Genomic DNA, 22774 nt, shown 5'->3' on the forward strand with positions numbered 1-22774 from the left:
TATATCCTTGATGCAATATAATAAAATAGTTAAAATATGCAATGTCCCTTTACGCTTCGGTAAAAGCTCCTCAATGATATACAGTTGAACGGAGCGTCGCCAATGAAGTCAAATAGAATTCCAAATGCTTGTCCCGCAGTTAAAAACTTCTTTTAAATTCACCCGTACTTCGACTACGCTCAGTACTGGCAATATTCCCCTTCGACTACGCTCAGGATATTTTTTCATTACACCTGAAACACCCCCGTCTTAAACTCCGCCATTTCTTCATTTTGATTAGCAGCAGCAATGCCTTCAGCAATCACCTGCCTTGTTGCAGCAGGGTCAATTATTTCGTCTACCCAAAGACGTGCAGCGGCGTAGTACGGCGTGGTCTGGCTATTGTAGCGGTCAATAATTTCATTAAGTATTTTTTGTTCGTCCTCAGCTGTAATTTCCTGGCCTTTGCTTTTTAGCGCAGCCACTTGTATCTGCATTAATGTTTTAGCAGCTTGTTCGCCACCCATTACAGCAATCTTTGCAGTGGGCCAGGCATAAATAAAACGGGGGTCGTAAGCTTTGCCGCACATGGCGTAATTACCGGCACCATAGCTATTGCCAATAATGATGGTGATCTTAGGAACAACAGAATTAGCTACTGCGTTTACTAATTTAGCGCCGTCTTTAATAATGCCACTGTGTTCGCTGCGGCTGCCCACCATAAAGCCGGTAACATCCTGTAAAAAAACCAATGGAATTTTCTTCTGGTTGCAGTTCATGATAAATCTTGCAGCTTTATCGGCGCTGTCATTATAAATTACACCGCCCAGTTGCATCTCGCCTTTTTTACTTTTTACAATCAAGCGTTGGTTGGCAACAATGCCTACTACCCAGCCATCAATGCGGCCATAGCCACAAATAATTGTTTTGCCATACTCTTCTTTAAACTGGTCAAAACTATCCGCATCGGTAATGCACTCAATAATTTTTACCATATCGTAAGGTTTGGTATTGCCTTCGCTCATGATGCCATAAATTTCTCCTGCAGGAGGTTTGGGTGCAATACTTTTTATTCTATCAAAGCCTGCCGTTTTTGGCGCACCCAGTTTGCTCATTATTTTTTTAACCTGGTCAAGACATTCCTCTTCTGTTTTAAATTTATAATCAGCAATACCGCTTAATGCATTATGTGTTTCGGCACCACCTAAAGTTTCTGCATCAATATCTTCACCAATAGCAGCTTTCACTAAATAAGGGCCCGCTAAAAATATAGAACCATTGCCTTCTACCATTAGCGTTTCATCGCTCATAATAGGCAGGTAAGCACCGCCAGCAACACAAGCTCCCATTACGGCGGCAATTTGTGTAATGCCCATTGCACTCATCCTGGCATTGTTTCTAAACACTCTTCCAAAATGTTCTTTATCAGGAAAAATTTCATCCTGCATCGGAAGAAATACACCGGCACTATCCACTAAATAAATAATGGGCAATTTATTCTCCATCGAAATTTCCTGCATGCGCAAATTCTTTTTTCCTGTGATGGGAAACCAGGCACCCGCTTTTACAGTTTGATCGTTGGCAACAATAATACATTGCCTGCCGCTTACATAACCTATACCACTTACGGTACCACCTGCAGGGCAACCACCTTGCTCTTCATACATTTCAAAACCTGCGAATGCCCCCAGTTCAATAAAAGGTTTATCTGTATCGCACAAATAAGCAATGCGCTCACGTGCAGTAAGTTTATTGCGTTCCTTTTGTTTAGCGGCTGCTTTTTTACCACCACCTTCGTAAATTTTTTCTAAATGCTTTTTGGTGCGGCTCCAGGCAAGCTTAAGGGCATCTTCGTTTTTGTTGAATTGCAGATCCATATTTTTTAGTTTTTAGTGCTTCGTTTTTGGTTCATAGACCTTAGTTGTAATTTGATTTGCTAAATTTGTATAGATGTTTTTAATAGCAAACCTTGACTAAGAACTAAAAACTAAGTACTGTTTTAACTTTCTAATGAACAAAAATATGGGTATTGAAATTAACCGCATAGTAAAACTATTTGAAGCGTTACAGCAGGGCGATTGCTGGATCGGTACTAATTTTAAAGAAACTTTGCAAGGCGTGGATGCTACCAGTGCATCAGATGCTGTTTCAGGTAATAGTAATAGCATCTGGCAGTTAACCGCTCATATTATTTACTGGAGAACAACCGTGGTTAACCGTTTAACGGGTAGCGACAATCCTCCGCCATTCAAAGATTTTTTATTGCCTGCAGAATTAAATGATGCCGGCTGGAAACAAACCCTGCATGATTTTGAGGCCGCCTATCACTCCTTACGTACAGCACTACATAATATCAAAGACGAGCAGCTGGATAAAGCTTCGCCCCGGAAAGAACAAACATTTTATCAATTAATAATGGGTTGCCTGCAACACGATGCTTATCATTTAGGCCAGATGATGTTATTGAAAAAAAATATTTTATAGTGTTTTTACTGTGTGATAAAATCTTTATAAAAAAAGGATAGCTTAATAACAGAAAATATTATTATTTTCACTGCATAACGATGGAACAAGCTACACTAAAACAATTATCGGAGATTTTAAAGATCAGTATATCCACAGTCTCAAGAGCGCTAAAAAATCATCCTGATATTTCTGAGGAAACCAAGCGTAAAGTAAAAGAACTGGCTGAAACATTGGAGTATGAACCTAACAGCCATGCCATTTCGCTCCGCAACAACTCCAGTAATATACTCGGCATTATGGTGCCTTCATTGGATAATTTCTTTTATGATTCCTTTACCGTTGCAGTGGAAGAAGAAGCCAGGTCCAAAGGCTATTCTGTAATGATCATGCAATCTGGTGAAAGTAAAGACATAGAAACTGCTAATCTTAAGCTGTTAAAGAATAACCGTATTGCCGGTGTGTTTGTTTCTATTACCGGTGAAACTGAAGATTTGAATCCATTCTTAAAATTACAGGAGAAAAAAGTGCCGGTGATATTTTTCGATCGTGTTCCGGATTATGAACAATGCAATAAGATATGCCTGGCAGACAGGGCAGCGGCTACAATGGCTGCCGATGCCCTGATTGATAAACAGAAAAAACATGTGCTGGCACTTTTCGGCCATCCTAAATTAACGATCTCTCAAAAACGCTTTGCAGCATTTAATGAAACTTTTAAAAGCAGGTCGCCGGCAACACAAATTGATAATCATTTTCCGCTCACTATTGCCGAAGCAAAATCTATTAGCCTGGAAGCCCTGGAAAATAAGAAAAAGCCTGATGCTATATTCTGCATGGGAGATCTGATATTGATCGGTGTGATGCATGCAGTGCATGAAAAAGGATTGAGAGTACCGGAAGATGTGGCTGTAGTATCTATTAGTAACGGGTTAATTCCTACACTGTATAACCCTCATATAACTTTTGTGGAAACCAGCGGCTACAAATTAGGTAAGCTGGCATTTAAACGAATGATGGAATGTTTTGCAGGCAGTACTTTTATGCAGGAACTTACTGTGGATTCTATTTTGGTGGAAGGAGGGTCGTTGTAGGTTTAGGGGTTTAGCCATTCGGCTTCGCACAGGATGAGTTTAAGGGTTTAGGGTTTAGAAGTTTAGTTTTGACGCTTACTTTTTTCGATTGCTCACTATATAAAACTTGCTCATGTCTAACTGGAAAATTAAAGCTTCCCTGTTTTTTAATTATTTTGTTTTTGCTATTTTATTGAATAGCTCTGGTATTGCTATTACGCAGGTGCAGGATAATTTTGGTGTAAATAGTAAAGCCGCCTCATGGATCGATCCATGCAAAGACATTAGTATAGCTGTAATGTCATTCATCGTTTCTTCTTTTATTGTAAGATTGGGTTACAAACGGGCAATGCTTATTGCTTTGGGTGTTGTGGCAGGCGTATGTTTTATTATTCCCAGTGTACCAACTTTTTTAGCTATAAAATTATTGTTTGTAATTGTAGGCGCAAGTTTTGCGTTGATAAAAATGTCAGTATACAGCACTATCGGTTTAATTACAAAGGATTCCAAAGATCATATCAGGTTCATGAATTTTATTGAATCTTTTTTCACCATAGGGACAATGTTACTATACTTTGTATTTAGTGTTTTTATCGATAATGCTCATCCTGAATCTACAGCCTGGTTAAAATCGTACTATTTGATTGGAGGAATATCTGTTATTGCTTTTTTATTATTACTTACCTCAACATTGGATGAATCGGGGGCTCATAGAACTGATGGGACTGAATCAGTTAATTTCTTTGAAATGTTCAAATTAATGGCTAAGCCAATCATCCTGGCTTTTTTGTGTGCGGCTTTTTTTTATGTACTGATTGAACAAAGCATTCAGAATTTCTTACCCACATTCAATAGTAAAGTTTTGCATATGCCCAAGTCGCTGGCTATTCAAATGGGAAGTATATTGGCGGGAGCTTCTGCATTGGGACGTTTTTTAGCGGGGGTAGTGCTTAAGAAAGTGCATTGGTTTTATTTACTTGTCACTTGCCTGGCATTGGCATTTGGTTTGGTATTAATTGCAATGCCATTAGCAAAAAATGTGGCCATTAATCCTTCTGCTGGTTGGTTTAGTGCGCCATTGGCAGCTTATATATTTCCGCTTATCGGATTATTCCTGGCGCCTATTTACCCATCTATCAATTCTGCAATTTTAAGTTCGTTGCCTAAGGCACAACATGGATTAATGTCTGGCCTTATTATTGTATTTTCTGCGATAGGTGGTACATGTGGGTCGTTGATAACAGGCGCTATTTTTGATTGGTATGATGGACAAACTGCATTTTATTTCACGTTAGTACCTATAACTATTTTAATCATCAGCCTGTTTGTTTTTAACAAACTGCACAATAAAAATGTAGCTGTAAAGGCAAAAGCATAACCTGTTATATGACTGAACAAAATTTATTTTTTATAGAATCACTTGGTACACTGTATGAAGATGTACAATCATCAGGCATTTTTGCAGATAGTAAGTTTTTTGTAGACTGTGCACCAAAATATGCGCCAACAGAAATTGTAACAAAGTATAACAGTTCAAAAAACGATGCTGCATTTAAACTGGAAATATTTATAAAAGCCAATTTTGATTTGCCGGCCGAAACAGTTTCCACTTACAGCTCTGCTAAAAAAACAATTGATGCACATTTAAATGACCTGTGGGATGAATTGAAAAGAATGCCGGCACAAAGCAAAGGCACACTTATCCCTTTACCGTATCAATATATTGTGCCAGGTGGAAGGTTTCGTGAAATATATTATTGGGATAGTTATTTTACCATGCTGGGGTTACAGATGAGCGGCCGTATTGATATCATTGAAAATATGGTCGACAATTTTGCCTACCTCATCAATGAGTTTGGTTTTATACCAAATGGCAACCGCACCTATTATTTAAGCCGGTCGCAACCGCCTTTTTTTGCAATGATGGTAAACTTACTGGCAGAAGAAAAAGGAGACGATGTATTGTTGAAGTATCATCCGGTACTGGAAAAAGAATATGCTTTCTGGATGAATGGAGCTGATACATTAGATAAAGCTAATACGGCCTGCAATCATGTAGTGTTGCTGGCTGATGAAGGTATCCTTAACCGTTATTGGGATAGCAAAGATACGCCCAGGCCCGAAGCCTTTGCAGAAGATATGCATTTAGCAGCAATTGCTCCAGGTAAGCCGGAAGATACGTACCGCCATATCCGTGCAGCGGCAGCATCCGGGTGGGATTTCAGCAGCCGTTGGTTTAAAGATGGCATGAATATGAAAACTATTCAAACTACTAACTTAATACCTGTTGATCTTAATTGTTTACTGGCACATACTGAAGCCACCCTGATGAAAATGTATGCACTGCAACATAATGAACAGGCTGAGGCAGCAATGTTGAACAATATCAACCGTAGGTTAAAAGCTTTAAACAATTGCTGCTGGAATGAAACAGCAGGCTGCTATTTCGATTATAATTTTATTGATCTGCAACAGGTAGAGCATTATAATCTTGCCACTATGTTTCCACTATTTTTTGGTGTGGCAGCACAGTGGAAAGCTGAAAAAATTGCATTTCTCATCAGTGAAAAATTTCTATGCAACGGGGGCGTAGTTACTACATTGGATACAACCGGCCAGCAATGGGATGCACCCAATGGCTGGGCGCCTTTGCAATGGATAACCTATAAAGGGTTAAAAGAGTATGGCTTTAACGACCTGGCCAAAACCGTTAAACAAAACTGGCTGGCTAACTGCGAAAGAGTATTTACTGAAACCGGTAAAATGATGGAGAAATATAACGTAATGGATACTACCATTACTGCCGGAGGAGGAGAATATCCCAACCAGGATGGTTTTGGCTGGACGAATGGGGTGTATTTAAAAATGAAGTATGAAAGTACTCATATTCCGCAATTATAATTTCGGGATTGAGCATATAAAAAGCCGGAGTAATTACTCCGGCTTGTAGTGCCCACGAAAGGAGTTTTTTCACTTTATTCTAAGGCACTTTACAACACTCTACTTTACTCTGTAATCATTATCTGGCTTGATTTGTAGGCGAATCTGACAGTTGTAATTAGTTTTAGAATTCAAATGAAAAAAGTCCTTTTGGACACCTATTTGGACACCTAAAAAAATTACAAAATCATGTCAGGAATCAATTTTAGCTTAAAAGCAGCCGATAAAAAAGGCGAATCCCCGATTTATTTAACCTATCAGGTAAAAGGGCAAAAATTCAGGTATTACACCAAATTAAAAGCAACTGCCGCCAGTTGGAAAGACCAACGGGTAAAAATCAATTACACAGGCTATGCAGAAATTAACAGCATCCTAGACGATATTGAAAATACATTGAAGGAGATTGAAAGGGAAGGAGTTTTTAATAAAAAAGAATACAGTTTAGAAACAGTCAAACGTAAATTTTTTTTGAAGTTTGGAACGCTTAATAATACCAACGACTTCTTTAATGTTTATGACAAGTTTATTGCAGATTCCCGAATAACAAAATCTAACTGGACTGTTAAAGGTTACTTAAGCACCAAAGAAAAGCTATTAAAATTTTCTGATGCTAAAAATTACCCTATAACTTTTGAAAGCATAGATTTTAATTTTTATGAAACTTTCGTTAACTACATGCTGAAAGATTTAAAAAATCTGAATAATACGGTGGGTAAATATGTGAAGAATTTAAAAGTGTTTTTAAATTATGCAATTGACCGTGAATACACCACACAAACATATCCTTTTAAAAAATTCAAAGTTTTTAATGAAGAAGCCGATACCATTCATCTAACAGAAAATGAATTGATGACTATTTATCAAAAGGATAATCTTTGTAAAAGATTAAAGCCGATAAAAGATGTTTTCTGTTTTTCATGTTTTACAGGTTTGCGCTTTTCTGATATTGACAAACTTGACAATACCCATATAAAGGGAAATTATCTTGAAATAAAAACGGAGAAAACCAGAGATTCAATAAGAATTCCTTTGAATGATTTTTCAAAAGCAATTTTAAACAGGTATAAAAATAAATTCAACAGCAAACCTTTACCCACAGGCTTAACCAACCAGAAAACCAATGAGTATTTAAAAGAGATTGCAGAACTCTGCAAATTGAATGAGTTAATAAGAATTGAGCAGTTTAACGGCTCAAATAGGGTAGTAACCTACAAGAAGAAATTTGAAATGGTTACAACTCACACAGCACGAAGAACCTTTGTTACCCTTGCATTGGAAAAAGGTATTAGAGCAGAGGTTGTAATGGCAATGACAGGACATAAAAACTATAAGAGCTTTATGAAGTACGTAAAAATAACTGATAGAATTATGGAGCAGGAAATGAATAGGGCATGGGGAAAAAATTTATTGAAAGCTGTTTAAATTATCTCTAATTTTATTTATCACTATTTAAATATCACAAAATAGCAAGTGCATGATTAAATAAAGTAAACTTAGTTCTCTTACTGTGTTAGTTCATGAAGCTAACCTTAAAAAGAAGTATTCATTCCAAATAAATTATAGAAAGCTTTTCTCCTTCTTTAAGCATAGATAATTTATATCACTGTTTAATTTTCAGAAAATTTTATGGCTGCAAATGCAACCTTGTTTGTTGCAATGCCGTTTGATGAATTTCAAGAACTCATTCAGAATACAATTAAAAATGAGCTAAAGAAATTTTCAATAGTTCCTCAACCTACTCCCCAAGACGATTTAATGAGTATTGAGGATGCAGGGGCATTGCTTCATGTTTCAAAAGTTACCATTCATAAATGGAAAAAGAAGAAGTTAATTCAAGCGTACAGGATAGGACGAAAAATCTATTTTAAGCGCCGAGAATTAATTGAAGCTATCAATTCAACTGTTTTGATAAGAGGAAAAACAAAGGTTAGTATCAACTAAAAGCAATAAAGCCCAATGTAAAAAGTTGGGCTTTATTTTTAATTTTTTATGCAAAAATGACAGAAATATAAAACAATGCATTTAGTCAAATTCGATTTATTCATCATAAAGTAGGGTTTTGCATTTTACGTATAAATGAGTTCGCAGACCGAACTGTTTGGTAGATGTTATAGAACATCTACCATGCCCAAAAGGGCAACACAGATTTTTATAAAAAAATTACCACCCTCATGTCTTTTTTAATGCGTCCTAATAAAATCAATTCTAAAGCGGCTATCGTTTGCAATATTCAATAAAAGGATAAAAGTAAGGTATACCACGGAGAAGGTAATTAGCGAGGCTTAAAGGGGCTGATATTGAATTGTAACTTTAAGACTTAAAAAAGGCTGTCATTTTGACTTTTTTTGCCTCCGGCGGGGTAATTCAAAAGGATTTGGATTTTAAAGGGAACAGCCGCTTTGCATCAGATGAATAAAGCCAGACTAATTAAGTGCCATCTAAACAGCAGCAGCAAAACCAAACATTTAAATTGAGAAGCAGTAAAATTATTTACTTCATTCCCCATAGTGTTTTAGATAAAATTGGTTCATCAAGTTTCACTTCATATTTCTCTATATAAGACGGGAATAAGCCTGTATATTTTGCAGCAGCCAAAGGGATTAATGCTAAAAATTCGGGGTATTCAGGGTCACCGCCAACACCTAATAACAAAAAGACAGGTGTTTCCTTATTGTATTGCTGATAGCGTTTTAACTGGCTATCATTACACCAAACAATTTTACCCTGATATTCACCAGTTCTAAATTTTGCTTCTATGTAAAACTCTTTTTTTGTTTTCTTATCCCTAAACTTAAAATCTGGTTTTAAAGAGGATTCAACATAATCGCTACTATTTGTTGTATAATTATGCGTTCTTTCTACTAACTGATAATCCTCATCAGTAAACAAAAATTCCCTTACATAATCTTCAAACTTTTCGCCAATCTTAAAAGAGGCAGGTGTATTTGCCTCATTAATCATTGCTGTAATTCCTTTACTAAGGATTGAAAGAAGCCCCATAGAATTAAGATTTGAATTTAACCAGCCAAATATAAAGCAAATATTCGATTGCGTACTATAGTCTGCAAGTGTTTTCAGGTTAAATATTGACTTTCGGTTAAATGAAGAAATCCCTGGCATCGGTATTTGGTGAGGTTCTTAAGGAATTAAGAAACAAGGCAGGTATTTCGCAGGAAACATTGGCTTATGAATGCGAATTAGACCGTTCGTTTATATCTATGTTGGAAAGAGGCTTAAGAATGCCAACAATAGAAACCTTATTTAAATTATCTAAGCCTCTTAAAAAATCTCCGTCAGAAATCATTACACTTGTAGAACTCAAAGCTATTTAATTTATCCTGACCAGACATAAGTTAACAGACTGTAATACTTTATCTCATATTCTCGATTTCAATTTTAATCTGGGTATATAATGACGATAGAGTATAATGCCGATTATTAAAAACTAAATACATGTTGTATATTTCGCAAAACAAATAAAAATGGAGAATAAACCTTACTTGATAGCAAGCAACGAAAGATTCATAAGATGGCAAGGAGTTCTTCGGGAGCAAGTGACATTTTTAAACAACCTATTATTAACATTAAGCATTGCAATTCTAGGATTTCTTATAACTACTTTAAACAACCAATTTTTTAATCCAATTGGATGGAAGAAAGCATTTTTTTCTTTTGGCTTTATCCTGATAATTCTTTCTGCACTTACAGGATTATTTGCAAGTATTTCCAGATTACGAGATTTTAGGTTAACGCTTATGAAAATTAAAAATAGTCTTACAGATAAAAATTTAGATGAATCTAATAATCTCAAACAGTGGATGGGGATATATGGAAAATTAACTTGGACATTGTTGCTTTTACAGTTTGTTACTTTTCTTTTCGCACTAATCGTTTTGGTTATTAGTTTTTTTTCAATTTACAGTACTAAATTACTTTGATTAAATTTTTGAAAACAAAGGGAATTTTTCTAAATCAGATTTGCTTATTACTTGTGAACAAACACCATGGGCGTAAGCTTTTAGCCATTTTTTCCCTTTTGCCGATAAGAAAGAATTCAATACTGTTTGTTGGTATTTTTTTGGTACTTTGATTCGATAAATACAATCACTAATTAAAATACTACCTTTTATAATTGCTACTTTGCCGACAACTCTTTTGCCAACCCTACACATTAAGATATCACCCGAATGAGCAGAATAGTCAATATGTTTTTTTAAAATCGGTTTTTTGAAATCAATCTTTAAACTATTCTCTTTAAAATGAATAGAATGAAAAAATTGATGTTTTTTTTCTCTCAACTCTTTATATGAAAATTTCCCTCTCTTAATAATCACACCAATATCATTTAATGTTTTCAACTTACTAGATGCTTTAAAGGCAGCAAGATGGAATTGGTAATCCATCCTATCAACCAACTTTTCTTTTGTAGTATTAATTGGTTTAGACAATTTACCTTTCACAGAGGACATAAAAAGTTGACACCGGTGTGAAATTGACTTTGTTTTAGAAATAAAAATTATATGGGTTCTTGCTTCGGTTTTATTGAATATATTGTCTGGTAATTGTATAACCCTTCTAACTGTAAATTTTTCAAAAATCGTTTCTCTAAAAATCTTATAATCCTTGCCAGTTATTAAACTGTCAGAAACAATTATTCCAAGCTCACCATTGTTTTTTAGAAGTTTTAAATTATGTGCAAAAAAAACTATTTCAGATGTTATTCTTTTTAAAGCTAAAAAATTTTTACATCCAACTGATTTAAAAAGACCAGCATATTTATTTTTATCTTCTACTTTCACATAAGGAGGATTGCAGATTGCAATATCAATGGTTCCAAATTTAATCTTAAGCTTTTCAGATGCATTTGGGTTTAAGGTATCATAATTATATACCTTTAAAAATGAAAGTTTTTTATTTATAGATGCGACTTTCTTTTTTTCTATTTCCGTAGCAAAAAATTCAGCCTTATCCCATTTTGCATATGCTGCAATACTTAAAGATGCATTGCCAATTCCTAAATCAAGAATTTTTTTTGGCGATTTAGTAGTAAGATTATTTACTAGTAAATTAGAAATAATGTTACTTGTATAATATCTACCTAGTGAATCCATAATTATCCTATATATTTTGATAAATAATAAATATTAGCTTTTAAAACCTTTTCACTTCTATACTTTTTCTCAATTGGAAAATCATAAATTAGGTATGCGCTAGGGAATTTTGATACGAAAATTGCCGCACCTAAACAATGAGGTCTAGTTCCCAATGGAGACACATATATATCGTAGTTTGAATTATTGCGATGAAATATCGTTTCCAATAATTCAAACATTTCAAAAGGACTTGCTGCGGCACAAGACTCAATTGAATCAAAACAATCTGCATTCTTTAAGACTAGATAATTCATTTTAATAGCAGTAAGATTCCATCCCGGAACAAATGAAGGGAAGCCAACTACTGGAATCAGAATTTTAGGCTTAAGGCTTTCGTAGATAACTTGTAATCTCTGGCTATCAAACCCCATTGGGGCTACAAGTAAAATTTCATTTTGAGTTTGATATTTTGTAAAACCTGGAACTCCATTAGAACTTCCCATTATTTTATCATAAAGGTCATATTCTTCGGTTTCGCCAATTTCAGCGATATCCTTTTTTTTGTATTCAATAGGCTCTGTATAAGAAGCAAAAAGTCTTGCAGGGTGTACTTCCTTCAAAAGTATTTTTATCAATAAAAACAGAATTCCCTGTTTCAAATTTGTTATATCGATACAAATATTAGCACCTCTAAAACCTCTTTTACTTAACAATAACTGTAAATCAGGTATTAACACTTTATTGTCCTCGGATTCAATTAATGTCCTTTTCTCATCTTCAATTTTATAGTTGAATTTTACTGCATTTTCGCAGGTGTCAAATGAGTAAATTAGACCTTTAAAGGATTTTAGTTTATCTAAAATAAAGCTATGCCTCAAATCATCCTCATCCCTGAAGCCAGTAATGAATATATCAAACTGTTGGGAAAAATAACTTCCATTATCGTCTGTCAGTTTAAATTTCTCTTGATAATTCATTGCTGTCTGAAAAAAGAGTTGGTGATGAATCTTCTGAAATACCAGATAACTGTTTGACAGCTTCTTCTAATTCTTTATGGTTACCAGATAATAATTTAACTAATTCAGGATAGGCAATTGAAATTTTATTTTGCCTTCTATGTGAAATGCTAAAAGCAGGGCAATAAATATGATTCAAATGATAATCTGTTAATTCAACAGTATTATTCAACTTCGTTTTAGTTGGGTCGCCATCTTCCAATATTTTATTTCTTACCGCTGATTTAAAAACATCAGCTTCATTTTTTTTCTTTTCTATTAATTCATTCTCATTTGTAGAAAAATGGTTTTGCTCAACTTCTCCTAAAGTTGCGTAAGGATTTAGCTGGATATTCTTAAATATTCTGCCTAATGCCTTTGTAAAATCTTTTAACTTATACCCGTGTGGCTCATAACTTTCTATTTCTTTGATTTTAAAGTTGCTCACAAAATAAACAGCTTTTGTTTGTTCTTCAATTGAGAATTCTCTTGGAGATTCAAAACTGAACGGGCTTTGAATATCACTTAAAGCATAATCGAACGCATATTCAGCAAGTTCCAAAAAACTCCGAATCACACCAGAAGAAAGAGCTGAATAAACCTGAATTCCATGATACTTTTTTTCAACTTTAAATTCATTGCAAAGTAAATACAATGCAGCAGTTTCAATATTATGTAGCCAATCTTCGTATTTTTTTGATTTTTGAATTTTATGAGTTAACAACTCCTTTGCAGGAACTATACTCCTATTTTTTCTCATAAGGAGTGCCAAGTGTACACGCATTGCAACTGGAGCACAATTTGTTAACTCTTTATAATAGATTTCAATTTCTGTTTCGTCATAACCATATAACCTTGCTTGCCTTTTAATCTCCTTTAATACCTTTTCCTTTAAATCGTTCAAGTAAGGTGATTTAGAAAATTCATCCTCCTCAAATTTCTTCCCGTAGTTTTTCAAGTAAAACCCAATATCTAAAAACTTATCATCATACTTTTTACCAGTTTTATCAAATTCTTCTTTTAATCTTTTTTTGCATATTTCATTTAGCAATTGATTGTACTCTTTACTTTCGTAATACCCATACCTGTCTGTGCTGAATAAAAAGAAATCATCTTTGCGTTTTAAAATTTGTCCCGAAGCTGTTTCGAAAGAAATGATTCCATTTGTTATTACTCCAAAATCATACACTAAATCGCTATTACTTTGTTTTAAAAGTGTATTTAATTCGATTTGTTGTTGCTTATTGAATACTTCATACTCATCAATAAATACGTGAAATGTTTTATTTTTTAAGCTCGCATTCTGTTTTATAGCTAAAATTAACTTTTCAATTATAGTACCTGCATTTAATCCAATTGGATAGTTGTTTTCCGCAAGATTTGTATTATTTGAAAATTTCTCAATTTTCACGAGCGTAATCTCGATTTTTGATTTTAATTCATTCAATTTGTTTATTTCAGTAACATCTAACATCAAACAAATTTGGGTAATAGCATCATGTAAAATTTCCTCTGAAATTATATTTTCTTGTATTAAAAATTGAAAAAAGGCAATAATCTCTTTGGCTATTACTACATTGAAATAAGTATTGAAAATACCAATCCAAATTGTATCATCAATTTTTTTTCCTGTCAAACTTTTTATAAATCTCCCATCAACTTTATAGTAAAATCCAAAATGATTAGTTTTCGCAATGAACTCACTTACGGCTTCCCCTTTTGATTTAGCTTCTTCTAATTTTTCTTTCCAAGAATTACATTTAAAAAACATAGTTTTCCCTGTACCTCTACTCCCTTCGAAAATTAATGGTTTATCTCCGATGTATTCCTTTGAAGGTTCTACAAAATATTTCCAAGCAGAATCTCCCATCTGCTCAGTTCTTATTTTTGAAAAAGGATTTCTATATTCCGTTGCCATTATTTTAAGTTTCTGAAGTTTTTCTTTGAAACAAATTCTTCCATCCCACAGTTTTTTTCCAAAATATAGGTAGTGTCCAATCGGGTAGTCGGTCATGCAAGATTACTGCGAAATCTAATTTTGTATACCCTAAAAAACTTACACCCTTTGTTTTTTTTATGTTTTCAAAATACTTTATAGCCTCTTCACGTTCATTAGTATTCTTATCCCAAATTATATTCTCATCTGAAAAAACCCGATTTTTATCAGTTAACACATCACAAACAACTATTTCGATATCTAATAATTTATTTTCTAATTTTAATGCGTCTAAATTTTTGTCATAACCTAATAAAACCAAGTAGTAAATTTTAATATTTAATTTTTGACAAATTGTTTTTAGGTTTTGAATTGCAATTGAATTCCAAAATTTTTTCAATTGTGCCCCAGAACCCACACAGTCATCTACAAAAATTAATAATTCTTTTCCAATAAGTTTTTCTTCTGTTACATTCCAATGAAAATCTACTTGGGATTGGTTTATATCAAATTTATGTACTAAATCGCCTGTGAATATATTTCCGCTTTCGCTTGGCTTCATCGAATCCAGTAATGGTATGAAAAATGATTTATTCTTCAATGAATTCACCGCCGCACTTCCTGTACTATTGTCAATATATATGTTTTTGTCAGCAATTAGTTTCTCCTTAATTATTTCACCGTAAATTTTCTCAAACAAACCATACTTTATCAGTTTTTCAATATCAATTTTTTTGTAGTATACAGTATGCAATAAAATCTTAATCGCATAATATTTACCTTGCATATCTCCGTTAAAATTATCTTCTAACCAAGCGCATAAATTTGAATAGTTAAGGTAATCCCATTGAGACCTACAAACTACCTTAAGTTGATGAATTTTTTCATCCAAATATTGCTTGTAGTTTATCATACAGCAATATCTCCTTTAATTGAGGGGTACGGGTCGTAACCTTGCAAATCAAAATCTTCATATTTAAAATCAAATATTGATTTTACACTTTTATTCAATATCATTTTAGGGTATGGTCTAGGCTCACGGGCTAACTGTATTTTAACTTGTTCAAAATGATTATTATAAATATGGGTGTCCCCAAATGTGTGTATAAATTCACCTAGTTCATAATCGCAAACTTGTGCTATCATCATAGTCAATAATGCATAGGAGGCAATGTTAAATGGTACACCTAAAAACATGTCGGCGCTCCGTTGATACATTTGGCAAGATAACTTTCTTTCAGCTACATAAAACTGAAAGAAACTATGACAGGGAGGTAGAGACATTTTATTAATGTCGGCAACATTCCATGCACTAACAATAATTCTTCTGCTATCAGGATTAGTTTTTAATGTATTAATTACGTCGCTTATTTGGTCTATATGCCTTCCATCAGGGGTTTCCCAATTCCTCCATTGGTAACCATATATTGGTCCTAATTCTCCATTTTCATCCGCCCACTCATCCCATATTTTTATACCATTCTCTTTTAAATATTTGATATTTGTTTCACCTTTTAAAAACCATAATAACTCATAAATAATGGATTTTATGTGCAGCTTTTTAGTTGTAATCAAAGGGAACCCTTGGGTTAAGTCAAAACGAATCTGATGTCCAAAAATACTTTTGGTACCAACACCGGTTCTATCCGATTTCGACACCCCATAATCTAATACGTACTGTAACAAGGTTTCGTATTGGTTCATTATTATCGTCTTTATCCAAAAATATGATTTTAAACTAGGTTTTGATAATATATATTAATTAATTTTCTAGGGATAAATTAGCAAATTATAAGGAGATAATTGCATAAAGACTTTAATTAACTCAACTGGTATGATGTTTAATACAGTCCTCTATTCCGACAGGCAAGTGGAGAGAAACTATCAAAAACTATGTTATAGGGGTTTCTGCTTACTTAATTATTTCATAAATAATCAAACTTAATAATTTAATATCTACTCCAATTTCGATAATTATTTACATTCATAAATTCAACAAGGTAATCAGCAGTTTCTTCCAGATTCCATTCTATTAATGAATTAGGAATTCTCAGAGTTAAATACCCCTTTAGAAAAGAAAAATAAGTTCGCTGTAAATCAGAAAGGGCTTGTCTTGGGTCAAAATTATGATGCCCTCCGTCTATTTCAATATTGATTTTAGCCTCTGGAACAGCAATGTCAATCGTTTTAAAACCATCAAATTTTTCTATCTCTGCAGGAACACCTCTTTGCTTTAATGCAAAATACATGGCAAGGGTTTGTGGAGTAGTGAAATTTTCCATTTCTCGAACCCATTGCTGATGGGGTTGGCAAAGCGGAATTCCGAAATTATTGACCGAATAATTAACAACTGCAAAGTCAAGGGGTCTTCTGCATTCAAAGCAAATCTCTCTCATAAGGTTAAATTAGAAATGCTAACATACATTAATTTCAGGCACTCTTATAATTTGAATTTTAATAGCCACCTATTTGGACACCAAAAAAGAAAAAAGCCCCTAAAACGTAGTGTTATAGAGGCTTTTTAAGTTAACTTGTGCCCACGAAAGGAATCGAACCTTCACGCCCTTGCGAACGGCAGATTTTGAGTCTGCTGCGTCTACCAATTCCGCCACATGGGCAACTTTTGAATTGGGTTGCAATATTACGTTATCCCTCCAATCTGTCCAAAATACGTTGCAGGTATTTTTTCTTATAATAATATTCCTTCACTTTTAACAGATCTTCAGTAGTAGTAGTGTCATTATTGAAATGATCGATAATGGGTTTAACAGGCTGGTAAATCTCAGCTTCCAGCTTGTTTATCTGCTCCGTTGAATCGGTAGACAATTCCTCGTTCAACTCCATTACTTCCATTAAAAAATCGGGGGGCAACTGGTATTTTTCTTCTTCTTCCAAAAGCCCTTTTAACTGTAACACGTATTTAATGGTTTCGTCGCTGCTTTTAAAAATCTTAAGTGCTTTATTAACTTGCGAAGATTTTTCCAGTGCATCAGCTTGCTCATATTCTGTTTCCTGCGTAAAAAAATCGGGGTGGTATTTTTTTTGTAAGGCTACATATTTTTTAGATAGTATATTTTTATCTACCTGCAAACTTACCGGAATCTCAAAAAGTTCAAAATAATTCATACTGCAAATTTCAGGATTTATTGGCAAAGAGAAGTATTTAAAATAGGAAACACTACTTTGTGATTGTTGGTTTTTGCCACAAATTACACAGCTTATTTTATTGTATTTATCCGTGCAAATCCGTGTAATCCATGGCCAACTCCAATTCACGCAGTGAATCGTTTTTATTAGTGGTCAATTAATTAACTTGCTGTCTAAATACTACGATTGATGCTACAAATTGGTTTAATAAGAGAAGGAAAAATACCTGCAGATAACAGGGTGGCCCTTACACCGGCACAATGCAAATGGCTGCATAAAAATTTTGATACTATTCGTGTTGTGGCACAACATAGCGATACCAGGTGCTTCAGCGATAAAGAATATGTTATGGCAGGCGTGGAAGTAAAAGAAGATATTACCAGGTGCGATGTACTGATGGGGATTAAAGAAGTGCCGGCAGAACAATTGATAGCCAATAAAACCTACCTGTTTTTTTCGCACACCAAAAAAGCGCAGGAACATAACCAGCAATTATTCCAGGCCATCTTAAAAAATAAAATAACACTAATAGATTATGAATGCTTAACCCATGAAGATGGACAGCGCATTTTAGGATTTGGTTTTTTTGCAGGCATTGTTGGTGCCCACAATGGCATGATGGCTTATGGAAAAAGAACAGGCTTGTATAATTTAAACAGGGTGTATCAACAGAAAGATTACCGTAACCTGATACATACCTATTTTGGTTTAAAGTTACCTACACTAAAAATTGCAGTCACCGGCAGCGGCCGTGTAGCGCATGGTGTGCTGGAGATCATGAACCTGATGGGCATACATGAAGTGGAACCATTTGAATATTTACACCGCCAGTTCGATTACCCGGTGTATGTTGATCTGAAAGGCCGTGATTTGTATGCCAGAAAAGATGATGGCACTTATAACCGGGATGATTTTCATTCGCATCCTGATCAATATAAATGTTTGTTTAGCCCTTTTGCAAAGCAAACAGATATTTTAATGAACGGTGTGTATTGGGATAAAAGTATTCCACCACTTTTCACGGTAGAAGAATTTCAATCGGAAGAATTCAGCATTAAAACAATTGCTGATATCACCAACGATTACCATGGCTCTGTTGTAGTTAATATCGGCGATAGTTCAATTGAAGAACCCATTTACGGCGTAGATAAAAAAACATTGCAGAAAACTACTGCTTATCAAAACAATGTTGTGGATCTGATGGCGGTGGGCAATCTGCCGAATGAATTGCCCCGTGATGCGTCAAGATATTTTGGAGAACAGTTGATAAAATTTGTATTGGAAGATTTGGTTAAAGGAGGCTCGGCAATTATTGAAAGAGCAACGATGGTGAAGCAAGGAAAACTGACTCCTGCTTATGAGTATTTAAGAGAATATGCAAACGGCAATGGCTAAAAAAGAATTGATCATAAACGGCAATAATTTCTCTACCTTAAAAAATTTCCACGATGAAATGGATAAGGTGCTTACGTTTAATCTGAATTGGAAAACAGGCCATAATCTTGCTGCATTTAACGATCTGTTGCGTGGAGGGTTTGGTGTATTTGATTATAATGAACCCATTAAACTCACCTGGCTTAATTTTCAAAAAGCAAAAGAAGGCTCGGGGACGAACTGGTAAGGGAATTGGTTGATATCATTACAAGTCATGAGCATGTTGAATTTGTAACTGAAGGGTGACCGCATAATTTTTAATTCATAGGTACAGGTAATAATCTTTTAAGAGCAGTATAAATTCTTCAGAATAATTCCCCGATTCATTCTTTATTGTAATTGCCTTTGTTTGCGTAGTTATTTTGTTCCTCGAAAAAATAAGTATCGATCTGAAATATTTATGTTTTGTGGTTTGCTTTACCAATATTTTTTTGGCAAGAGAGAAATTTAATTTTTCAGCCTCTTCTTCAAAATAGTTAGTGCGGTGATAAGGAAGTAGCAATGCAAAAAAACCTTCTGCCGATAAAAGCCTTTCTGTATGGGTTAATAATTCCTGTAGTGTTAAAGTACTGTCATGTTTTGCCGCATTTTTCTTTTTATCATCAGATATAAGATCGTTTTCAAAAAATGGCGGATTGCTGATGATGCAATCGTACTTTTTATGACTTTCAAATTGCCGGATATTATTATTGTAAATCGTGACCTTTTCTTTCCATAAAGATTGTTCGATATTTTCTTTTGCCTGTAAATAGGCTGCCGTATCAATTTCCACGGTATCAATTTCAACATTTGTTTTTTGCGCCAGCATTAAACTTAATAAACCAGTTCCGGTGCCAATATCTAAAATGTTTTTTACAGCGCTGCGTACCCCGGTTTGTAATTCATCAGCAATATAAGCACCAAACAAACAGGCGTCGGTGCAAACCTTCATGGCGCATTGATCCTGGTGAATAGTAAATTGTTTAAATTGAAAATAGTTGTTAGCCATACAGGTTGCAAGATACAAAAGCCTTAAGAGAGAAGCCACAAGGGGAGAAGTCACAAGGGGAAAAGCCACAAGGGGAGAAGCTGCAAGGGAGAAACATGTAATAGCAGATTGCTTTCTTGCAGCTTGTAGCTTTTCCCCTTGCAACTCTTTATCCCCACTCTGCTCTTGCGCTGGGGCTGATGCTCAGATCGGTGAAATTGTTTTCTAAAAATTTATAGTATCCCGTAATCGCAATCATTGCTGCATTATCGGTGCAGTATTCAAATGCAGGAATAAAAGTTTTCCAATGCATTTTTTCGCCCAGTGCAGTAAAAGTTTTTCTTAAGCCGCTGTTGGCGCTAACTCCTCCAGCTAAACATATATTGGTAATGCCGGTTTCCTGCGCCGCTTTTTTTAACTTATTTAATAAAATGCTTACAATGCGGTTTTGTATAGAGGCACAAATGTCTTCCAGGTTTTCTGTAATGAATTTTTTCTGCATCGCCTCATCTGCTAAAAATTCTTCTTTAAAAACATTGCTGGTGCCGGCATTTTTTAAAAAGTATAAAATAGATGTTTTTAATCCGCTGAAACTAAAATTTAAACCAGGTATCTGTGGTTCAGGAAATTTGTATTTATCCGGGTTGCCATTGGCAGCATACTTGTCAATCAACGGGCCGCCAGGATAAGGCAATCCTAATAGCTTGGCACTTTTGTCAAATGCTTCGCCTGCAGCATCATCAATAGTTTCACCGATTACCTTTAGTTTGCCGGGAGATTCGCACAATACAATTTGTGTATGCCCGCCGCTAACCGTTAAACACAAAAAAGGAAATGCAGGTTTGTCAGCGGGAATTAAATTGGCCAACACATGAGCTTGCATATGGTGCACTGCTATAAGCGGTTTATCTAAAGCCAGTGATAATGATTTTGCAAATTGTGTACCTACTAATAATGAACCGATCAATCCCGGGGCTTGCGTAAAAGCAATGGCATCAATTGCTGACAGGTCGCAACCAGCAGTTTTTAATGCCGCATCCACCACCGGAACAATATTTTGCATATGTGCCCTGCTGGCCAGTTCAGGCACTACACCACCGTATTTTTCATGTACGGTTTGGTTGGCGATATAATTGGACATAATTTTTCCGTCCACACAAACAGAGGCAGATGTTTCATCGCAACTGGATTCGATAGCCAAAATAGAAATACTCATTGGTAAATTATGCTGTAATGATTTGCAAAGGTAGGAGGTATTCTGTTATTGTGATATAAGGCAAGGGCTTAGGTGAAACAGGAAGCCTGGAGCTTAGAATATTCAATGCTCAATACTCAGTTTTCAATGTTCAATGGAAATGCAGTGCATTAGATTTTGTAATTGCTTGTAAAATGAGGCGTATAAATTTACTTGTTTTTTATTGAACCTTGAGTGTTGAAAATTGAGCATTGATCATTTGTTTTCTTCAGTAACTGCCGGCAGCATTTACTTACTTCTTATCGCTACCACCGGATCCATCTTTGCCGCTCTTCTTGCAGGAATAATACCGGCTAAAATTCCTACTACAATACAAATGATAATGGCACCAAACAGCATGGGTATAGAAATGTATACAGGAAATTTAAGGGGGCCGGAAAGTATCAAAGTAAGAATGTACACAAAGAATAATCCGATGCCACCGCCAATAATGCAAAGCAAAGCAGCTTCCATTAAAAACTCAAATAAAATACTGCCTTTTTTGGCACCGATGGCTTTTTTTAAACCAATTAAAGAGGTACGTTCTTTTACTGTAACAAACATAATGTTGGCGATACCAAACATACCTACAATAAGGCTGATGCCGCCGATAACAGCACCTACAATATTAATGGTAACAAAAGAATCAGAAATAGCTTTACTAAAAGCTTCCACGCTGTTTAAAGAAAAATTATCTTCCTGTGTAGGAGCAAGCCTTCTTATCTGGCGCATGATGCCTCTTAATTCATTTATTAATGCGGCAGGGGGAATACCTTCTTTGCCTTTGGCAATTAAAACAGGGTTGCTCCAGTTTTCTTCAAATATCTGCTTGCAGAATTTATAAGGCAGCATTACGCAGTTATCATAATCCCAGCCAATAAAATTCTTGCCCTCTTTTTTTATCACACCAACAATAGTAGCTTTCTTGCCTCTAACTTCAATCTGTTTGCCTATTGCCCTGTCGGTGGTGCCAAATAAAGATTCTGCATTGGCAAAACCGATAAGGCAGACATTACTGCCCGAACTGAATTCGCTGGAGGAAAAAAAACGGCCTACATCAAAAGTAAAAGGCTGTACCGTCATTTGTGCTTCGGTGATACCATATACACTGGCATTGGATATCTGGTCGTTCTTATACGAAATAGCACCACCACTTCTCAGTAATAAAGAAACATCTTCTAATAAATAGGATCGTTGCCTGATCATTCCGGCCTCTTCAAATTTCATATTTGGCCGGGCCCTGTATTTCCAGATGGGGCGATCGGCACCTCCGGCATACTCCCATTTGTCGATATAAATAGTATTGCTGCCAAGGCTTTTTACTTCGTTTTGTATATTTCTTTCCAAACTATTTACTGTTGCCAGTACGCCAATAATACAGAATATACCAAAGGCAACGCCGGTAAGGCTAAGTGCAGTGCGTAATTTATTCACCTTTAATTCCTGCAGTGTAAGCCGGAGTGAATTGGCAATAATATTGAGTGATTTACTCATCTTTCAAAATTACAGTAAG

The 22774-nt window shown here is 35.0% G+C and carries 22 protein-coding genes and 1 tRNA gene; 10 read left to right on the top strand and 13 right to left on the bottom strand.

Features of this window, described 5'->3' with window-relative positions; genetic code table 11:
* Nucleotides 1–227: 227 nt before the first annotated feature.
* Nucleotides 228–1856: an acyl-CoA carboxylase subunit beta gene (locus tag ACQ334_RS22720; RefSeq protein WP_430990580.1), complete on the bottom strand. Its 1629-nt coding sequence runs from the start codon at nucleotides 1854–1856 to the stop codon at nucleotides 228–230.
* A 133-nt stretch (nucleotides 1857–1989) separates the two neighbouring features.
* Here ACQ334_RS22720 and ACQ334_RS22725 point away from each other — a divergent pair, with 133 nt between their 5' ends.
* The 6 genes from ACQ334_RS22725 to ACQ334_RS22750 all read left to right on the top strand — a co-directional run bounded on the left by ACQ334_RS22725 (nucleotide 1990) and on the right by ACQ334_RS22750 (nucleotide 8396).
* Complete coding sequence (locus ACQ334_RS22725) at nucleotides 1990–2463, top strand: DinB family protein (protein ID WP_430990581.1); 474 nt, start codon at nucleotides 1990–1992, stop codon at nucleotides 2461–2463.
* An 80-nt stretch (nucleotides 2464–2543) separates the two neighbouring features.
* Entirely contained in the window at nucleotides 2544–3536 is a 993-nt protein-coding gene (locus ACQ334_RS22730; protein ID WP_430990582.1) for a LacI family DNA-binding transcriptional regulator, read from the top strand.
* Between the two features lie 112 nt (nucleotides 3537–3648).
* Nucleotides 3649–4893 (top strand): MFS transporter, encoded by a 1245-nt coding sequence (locus ACQ334_RS22735; RefSeq protein ID WP_430990583.1) that lies wholly within the window; start codon nucleotides 3649–3651, stop codon nucleotides 4891–4893.
* Between the two features lie 8 nt (nucleotides 4894–4901).
* The gene (gene treF, locus ACQ334_RS22740) at nucleotides 4902–6416 is read left to right on the top strand and encodes an alpha,alpha-trehalase TreF (protein ID WP_430990584.1); all 1515 of its coding nucleotides are present in this window, start codon (nucleotides 4902–4904) and stop codon (nucleotides 6414–6416) included.
* 228 nt (nucleotides 6417–6644) lie between these two features.
* Nucleotides 6645–7877 (top strand): site-specific integrase, encoded by a 1233-nt coding sequence (locus ACQ334_RS22745; RefSeq protein ID WP_430990585.1) that lies wholly within the window; start codon nucleotides 6645–6647, stop codon nucleotides 7875–7877.
* Between the two features lie 204 nt (nucleotides 7878–8081).
* Entirely contained in the window at nucleotides 8082–8396 is a 315-nt protein-coding gene (locus tag ACQ334_RS22750; protein WP_430990586.1) for a helix-turn-helix domain-containing protein, read from the top strand.
* 549 nt (nucleotides 8397–8945) lie between these two features.
* On the opposite strand, the gene ACQ334_RS22755 is transcribed toward ACQ334_RS22750, so the two are convergent.
* Nucleotides 8946–9575, bottom strand: coding sequence for a hypothetical protein (locus ACQ334_RS22755; protein WP_430990587.1), 630 nt, complete (start codon nucleotides 9573–9575; stop codon nucleotides 8946–8948).
* Here ACQ334_RS22755 and ACQ334_RS22760 point away from each other — a divergent pair.
* Both ACQ334_RS22760 and ACQ334_RS22765 read left to right on the top strand, forming a co-directional pair.
* Nucleotides 9557–9787 carry a helix-turn-helix domain-containing protein gene (locus ACQ334_RS22760; protein WP_430990588.1) on the top strand — a complete coding sequence of 77 codons (231 nt, stop codon included), beginning with the start codon at nucleotides 9557–9559 and terminating at the stop codon, nucleotides 9785–9787. The two genes, ACQ334_RS22755 and ACQ334_RS22760, sit on opposite strands and share 19 nt — an antisense overlap.
* Before the next feature lie 150 nt (nucleotides 9788–9937).
* Nucleotides 9938–10393 (top strand): hypothetical protein, encoded by a 456-nt coding sequence (locus ACQ334_RS22765; RefSeq protein WP_430990589.1) that lies wholly within the window; start codon nucleotides 9938–9940, stop codon nucleotides 10391–10393.
* Here ACQ334_RS22765 and ACQ334_RS22770 read toward each other — a convergent pair whose 3' ends face one another.
* From ACQ334_RS22770 to hscB, 8 genes are all read right to left on the bottom strand, one after another.
* Nucleotides 10394–11566 carry an N-6 DNA methylase gene (locus ACQ334_RS22770; protein ID WP_430990590.1) on the bottom strand — a complete coding sequence of 391 codons (1173 nt, stop codon included), beginning with the start codon at nucleotides 11564–11566 and terminating at the stop codon, nucleotides 10394–10396.
* A 2-nt stretch (nucleotides 11567–11568) separates the two neighbouring features.
* Nucleotides 11569–12525, bottom strand: coding sequence for a hypothetical protein (locus ACQ334_RS22775; protein WP_430990591.1), 957 nt, complete (start codon nucleotides 12523–12525; stop codon nucleotides 11569–11571).
* Nucleotides 12503–14461, bottom strand: coding sequence for a hypothetical protein (locus ACQ334_RS22780; protein WP_430990592.1), 1959 nt, complete (start codon nucleotides 14459–14461; stop codon nucleotides 12503–12505). The genes ACQ334_RS22775 and ACQ334_RS22780 overlap by 23 nt, the downstream gene beginning before the upstream one ends.
* A gap of 4 nt (nucleotides 14462–14465) precedes the next feature.
* Nucleotides 14466–15371: a phosphoribosyltransferase-like protein gene (locus ACQ334_RS22785; RefSeq protein WP_430990593.1), complete on the bottom strand. Its 906-nt coding sequence runs from the start codon at nucleotides 15369–15371 to the stop codon at nucleotides 14466–14468.
* A gap of 17 nt (nucleotides 15372–15388) precedes the next feature.
* Entirely contained in the window at nucleotides 15389–16183 is a 795-nt protein-coding gene (locus ACQ334_RS22790) for a thymidylate synthase (RefSeq protein WP_430990594.1), read from the bottom strand.
* 245 nt (nucleotides 16184–16428) lie between these two features.
* Nucleotides 16429–16875, bottom strand: a complete 447-nt coding sequence (locus tag ACQ334_RS22795; protein WP_430990595.1) for a DUF559 domain-containing protein — start codon at nucleotides 16873–16875, stop codon at nucleotides 16429–16431.
* A 138-nt stretch (nucleotides 16876–17013) separates the two neighbouring features.
* A tRNA-Leu gene (locus ACQ334_RS22800) sits at nucleotides 17014–17097 on the bottom strand.
* Between the two features lie 28 nt (nucleotides 17098–17125).
* Nucleotides 17126–17605 carry a Fe-S protein assembly co-chaperone HscB gene (gene hscB, locus ACQ334_RS22805; RefSeq protein ID WP_430990596.1) on the bottom strand — a complete coding sequence of 160 codons (480 nt, stop codon included), beginning with the start codon at nucleotides 17603–17605 and terminating at the stop codon, nucleotides 17126–17128.
* A gap of 210 nt (nucleotides 17606–17815) precedes the next feature.
* Between hscB and ACQ334_RS22810 the strand changes: the two genes are divergently transcribed.
* On the top strand, nucleotides 17816–19021 hold the full coding sequence (locus ACQ334_RS22810; RefSeq protein ID WP_430990778.1) for an NAD(P)-dependent oxidoreductase: 1206 nt from the start codon (nucleotides 17816–17818) through the stop codon (nucleotides 19019–19021).
* On the top strand, nucleotides 19014–19247 hold the full coding sequence (locus tag ACQ334_RS22815; RefSeq protein ID WP_430990597.1) for a barstar family protein: 234 nt from the start codon (nucleotides 19014–19016) through the stop codon (nucleotides 19245–19247). The genes ACQ334_RS22810 and ACQ334_RS22815 overlap by 8 nt, the downstream gene beginning before the upstream one ends.
* Nucleotides 19248–19322: 75 nt before the next feature.
* Here the strand turns inward: ACQ334_RS22815 and ACQ334_RS22820 are convergent, their stop codons facing one another.
* The 3 genes from ACQ334_RS22820 to ACQ334_RS22830 all read right to left on the bottom strand — a co-directional run bounded on the left by ACQ334_RS22820 (nucleotide 19323) and on the right by ACQ334_RS22830 (nucleotide 22755).
* On the bottom strand, nucleotides 19323–20048 hold the full coding sequence (locus ACQ334_RS22820) for a tRNA1(Val) (adenine(37)-N6)-methyltransferase (RefSeq protein ID WP_430990598.1): 726 nt from the start codon (nucleotides 20046–20048) through the stop codon (nucleotides 19323–19325).
* A gap of 148 nt (nucleotides 20049–20196) precedes the next feature.
* Complete coding sequence (tsaD, locus tag ACQ334_RS22825) at nucleotides 20197–21243, bottom strand: tRNA (adenosine(37)-N6)-threonylcarbamoyltransferase complex transferase subunit TsaD (protein WP_430990599.1); 1047 nt, start codon at nucleotides 21241–21243, stop codon at nucleotides 20197–20199.
* Between the two features lie 267 nt (nucleotides 21244–21510).
* Nucleotides 21511–22755 carry an ABC transporter permease gene (locus tag ACQ334_RS22830; RefSeq protein WP_430990600.1) on the bottom strand — a complete coding sequence of 415 codons (1245 nt, stop codon included), beginning with the start codon at nucleotides 22753–22755 and terminating at the stop codon, nucleotides 21511–21513.
* Nucleotides 22756–22774 lie beyond the last annotated feature (19 nt).

The sequence above is a fragment of the Ferruginibacter sp. SUN106 genome, from assembly GCF_050611765.1.
GTDB lineage: Bacteria > Bacteroidota > Bacteroidia > Chitinophagales > Chitinophagaceae > Ferruginibacter.